Source organism: Vibrio fujianensis (assembly GCF_002749895.1).
GTDB lineage: Bacteria > Pseudomonadota > Gammaproteobacteria > Enterobacterales > Vibrionaceae > Vibrio > Vibrio fujianensis.
Window position 1 is genome coordinate 237,483 of sequence record NZ_NBUS01000040.1, and the last position, 4,981, is coordinate 242,463.

Annotated in this window: 4 protein-coding genes; all 4 read left to right on the forward strand. The window is 43.1% G+C overall.

Features of this window, described 5'->3' with window-relative positions; all coding sequences use genetic code 11:
* Window positions 1–1,796, forward strand: a 1,796-nt coding sequence (locus B7C60_RS06935) for a methyl-accepting chemotaxis protein (protein WP_216639310.1), incomplete at its 5' end; no start/stop codon positions are given.
* Window positions 1,797–1,957: 161 nt separating this feature from the next.
* On the forward strand, window positions 1,958–2,158 hold the full coding sequence (locus B7C60_RS06940) for a chromosome partitioning protein ParA (RefSeq protein WP_099611026.1): 201 nt from the start codon (window positions 1,958–1,960) through the stop codon (window positions 2,156–2,158).
* 345 nt (window positions 2,159–2,503) lie between these two features.
* A complete protein-coding gene (locus B7C60_RS06945) occupies window positions 2,504–3,865 on the forward strand; it encodes an alpha-amylase family glycosyl hydrolase (RefSeq protein WP_099611027.1) in 1,362 nt (453 codons plus the stop codon).
* Between the two features lie 496 nt (window positions 3,866–4,361).
* The coding region (gene pepT, locus B7C60_RS18210; RefSeq protein WP_245868770.1) for a tripeptide aminopeptidase PepT at window positions 4,362–4,981 on the forward strand (620 nt) is incomplete at its 3' end.

A 4,981-nucleotide genomic window follows, 5' to 3' on the forward strand; every position in this document is an offset into this window, starting at 1 on the left:
GTTTGGGAGAGACGTCAGTGAGTCAAACGTCTCAAAGCAGTGCTGATATGGTAAGCAGTTGGGTTGAGGCGCGAATGGCGGTGGTGCGTTCGTTAGCGCAAACAGAAACCTTAGCATCAGGAGACACACAAGCCATTTTTAACTACGTGAAGCATTTTGGCAAAAAAATGAGTCCGGAGTTTGAAGTTATGTTTTTTGTTGATCTTAAAGGCGATGCCTATCATCACAATGGTGTGATTGCTAGTCGAGCAAATCGAGCTTATTTCCAACAATTGGTTGTACAAAAAACACAATCCTCCTTAGTGAGTGATCCTCTGTATTCGGGAACTTCAGGTAATGCGATCATTGTGTTAGCGCAAGCGGTGAAAAATCATCAGGGCGAGGTGATTGGTTTATTAGCAGCCACGGTGACGCTGAATACTTTAACCGAGCTGGTGGATAATGTTTCAACCGATAATGCGGTTGCTTGGCTGGTGGATTCACGAGGTATTTATGTTGCCCACCCAACCGAAAGCAAGCGCTTAAAAGATAAGGCCATCGAATCTGGTGATGCTGCTTATGCTCAGATGAGTAAGCAGATGGTTGCCGGGCAGACTGGCATTACCGATCTTTATTTAGAGAATAACCAGCATTATATGGTGGCATATCATCCAGTGGCAAATACCCCTGGATGGTCATTAGCAGTGGCTCAGCCATACGATGCAATTATGTCAACCGCTCATGAGCTAACGGTGAGTTTATTGCTTGCCTTTGTGGTGACGATCATTGTTCTTATTGGCATTGTCTTATTGGTGGCCAAAATGATAGTCAAACCAGTTAATGAAACGCGTCAAGCGTTAGAACAAATCGCCGCTGGTGATGGAGATTTAACTCAACGATTAAACGAAGACCGATACGATGAATTTGGCGATCTTGCGCGTAGTTTTAACGCCTTTGTTGGTGGTGTACATAGCCTAGTCAAACAAGTTGCTGAAGCCTCGATTCAACTCGGTGCAGCAGCAGAAGAGCTCGCGGTCTCTAGTCGAGAAGCGAATGACCAGGTTCAACAGCAACGACATGAAACGGATCAGGTGGCAACGGCCATGACTGAAATGGCCACAACGGTTAACCAAGTTGCTGAAAATGCAGCGAATGCAGCGCAAGCAGCGGAACAATCAAGTCGATTTACGCAAGAGGGTGAAGCGGTCGTTACTAATACCACCAATGAAGTGTTAGTGCTATCGAAGGAAGTACAAACTGCCGTTGAAGTGATTGGTAAATTACAGCAAGATGCCGATTCTATTGGTAAAGTATTAGAGGTCATCCGCAGCATTGCTGAACAAACTAACCTATTAGCACTGAATGCTGCCATTGAGGCCGCTCGAGCGGGTGAGCATGGCCGTGGATTTGCTGTTGTGGCCGATGAAGTTCGTACCTTAGCGACACGGACTCAAAGTTCGACAGAAGAGATCCGAGATATTATTGAAAAACTACAAACTGCCTCTAAAGAAGCCTCTCATGTCATGGATGGTAGCTATCGTAAGGCGAATGAAGTTGTACAGTGGGCTGAAGAAGCCTCCGAAAAATTACGTGATATTACCAAGGGCATCTTTACCATTAATGATATGAATATTCAAATTGCCACAGCAACCGAGCAGCAGTCAATTGTTGCGGATGATGTCAATGAAACCTTAAACCGGATCAGTAGTGGGGTTGAGCAACTCTCGAATGGGTCAACACATATTGCCGCTGCGAGCGATGAATTAGCCCGTTTAGCCACCGACCTGCAAACGAGAGTGGGGCGCTTTAAGGTATAATGGGTTTTAATCCCCTTCCTACCTACAACTCCAAGTTATTTGGGTATCTTCTAATCAAAACGGCGATCTTTATCCATTATGCTTGAACATGGTTAACGCTAGAATCTGGACGAGGAGTTAGTTACACTCCTCGCCAGCATTAACACTATCAGGTAAGTATGATGAATGATTTTGAAAAAGAACTAGAAACAATGGCTCAAGAAATGCAAGCACAACCGGAGGTTGCCCTCCCTAGCTTGGATGAGCAAAAGGTCATTGTGGCTGAACTTAAAAAATTAGAGGCTGAAGGCAAGCTAACTCCAGAGGTATTAGAAGCTCATTTTGGTCAGTTTTTTGCTCAATCGGAAGTTCCTATTCACTGATTGGATGCTAAACAGCAGGTATTGAATGGTGCCTGCTGTGATATTTCCCCGTTTTCTTTGTTCTACCATCTATGCCTTTTTAAAGCATTTTCCTTGTTTATCCCAGTCGTTATCGATCTTTTTCGTTTATCTTTCAATCTTGATGAGCGATGAGTTATTGTCTTTAATCATAAGCAGGATATGTTGAGTTCTACGCCCTAGCTCTCCACCATGAATAATTAACGTTAGGGGGATTGCCCTTTTAGAGGACGACTTATAATCATCGTCAATAGTAGGAATGCGATTGAGTAAGCTGCATTCAATTATTTGGTTTTTCGCTTGCTAGACAGAGCAGGAGTATTTGTCATGATTCGTTCTCAGCCAACTGATGTTATTTTACACGCGTTTGACTGGCCGTATTCACAAGTTACAGAGCGCGCACAAGCTATCTTTGAAGCGGGCTATAAAGCCGTGCTGGTTTCTCCACCAATGAAATCTTATCGACACGATAAAGGCACGCCGTGGTGGCAGCGTTACCAACCACAAGACTACCGAGTTATTGATAACCAATTAGGTAATACGGAATCGTTTCAAACGATGGTGAGTACCTTACAACGATTAGATTTATGGGTTTATGCCGATGTGGTGTTTAACCATATGGCAAATGAATCATCTCTTCGTTTGGACTTACAGTATCCAAGCAATAAAGATCTATTGGCTTATCGGCAACAGGCTGATTATTACCAAAAGCAACGTCTTTTTGGGGACTTATCACAACCCTTATTTACCGAAACGGACTTTGTCGAAGCGTTTGGCATTGAAAATTGGCAAGATAAATGGCAAGTGCAAAATGGCCGAATTTCCGGAGGCCCTCATGATCCCGGGCTACCCAGCTTGCGGCCCAATAAGCATGTTGTTGAGTGCCAACAAGCTTATCTACAGGCTCTAAAAGCCATGGGGGTCAAAGGGTTTCGTATCGATGCTGCTAAACATATGAGCCTTGAACATCTCACTTTGGTGTGGACAGAGGCAATTACGCATGATGTACATATTTTTGGTGAAATTATCACTGATGGTGGGGCAACCAAATCCGAATACCAACTTTTTTTGGAGCCTTACCTAGCAGAAACTCGCCTCGGAGCTTATGATTTTCCTCTATTTCAAACCGTTTATAATGCGTTGCAACCCAAAGGCAGCTTAAAGCGTTTGATTGACCCGTATTGCTTTGGTGAAGCCCTATCTAAGGAGCGAGCGATCACATTTGCCATCACCCATGATATTCCCAACAATGATGTATTTATTGACCTCGTCATGTCCGCGGATAATGAAGCACTCGCTTATAGCTATATTTTAGGCCGAGACGGGGGCGTGCCTCTGATTTATTCTGACTTAAACCCGAGTCATCTTCGTGATTCAGAAGGATGTCCTCGTTGGTTAGATGCTTGGTGCGCACCTCACATTATGGCGGGGATTACTTTCCATAATCAAATGCATGGCTTACCCATGACTACGATAGAGGCAAGTGATGATCTGTTGGTCTTTTGTCGGGGTGATAAAGGCGTAGTCATTATTAATAAATCGTCTCGTACCCAGCAAGTTGAGTTGTTATGGGATCAAACGCTTTACGACTTGTCTACTGGCGATGCTTTTTTGAGTTCGCAAGGAAAAGTCACCATTAATACCCCAGCGAAAAGTAGCCGAATGTTGTCGGTGGTTTGTGAGTCATAAGCCGTTCAGCGATGCTCAAGAAGTGCTCTTGAGCATCTTTATTGAATTTTTATAAAAGAAAAGAGCCTCAAGGACCAAACTGAGATCGCAAGAGGCAAGACGTTGTTAGTGATAATAATTAATTGAGGGAATCCAGATAGACTAACTATTGGAATCGCATACCTGTAAATGTAGTTATACTTTGAAAAAATGCCAATCTCGGCAGAGAAAATACTATTTTTGTGATGAATTTGAGATGTAGATTCCATCTTTTGGTGGTCTTTGCTTTCACTTCTTGAAATCTTATTTTTCGTCCAGTTGAGCGATTCGGTTAGTTAATCCAATAAAAACTGATTTATAGCAAGTTATCTCGGATATAAATACGTACTATGAATTGCAATTCGCTGCGTATATACCCAAATCACTTTATTGTCCTTGTCGTACTCTGTTAGGTTGTTTGGGTATAGCGTTTTTTCAGTCGACTTTTGACTGTATTTATCGATAGTGAGTGCTAGCTATGAATAATCTTGTTGAGCGTTTTTTACGCTATGTTACCTATGATACTCAATCAAAACCTAAGAATACCCATTGCCCCAGCTCAACAGGACAAAGAGTGTTTGGCCAATTATTGTATGATGAACTGCGAGCACTTGGACTGAATGAGGTGAGCTTAGATGACCATGGCTATGTCATGGCGAAATTAAAATCTAATGTTGATTACCCTGTTCCTGCCATTGGTTTTATTTCACATATGGACACTGCACCGGATGCGTCCGGTAAGCATGTTAAACCGCAAATAGTTGAGAACTATCAGGGCGGCGATATTGCATTAGGAAAAGGTGATGAAATTTTATCGCCAATTCAATACCCAGAATTGCATCAGCTACATGGCTATAATTTGATTACTACTGATGGTAATACGCTACTTGGTGCCGATAATAAAGCTGGGATTGCGGAAATTATCACCGCGGTTGAACTGTTAATCGCTGATCCTTTTATACCACATGGGGATATTTGTCTTGCTTTTACGCCTGATGAGGAAATCGGCCGGGGAGCGGATCATTTTGATGTTGAGAAGTTTGCCGCACAGTGGGCTTATACGATTGATGGTGGCCCTGTTGGTGAGCTGGAATTTGA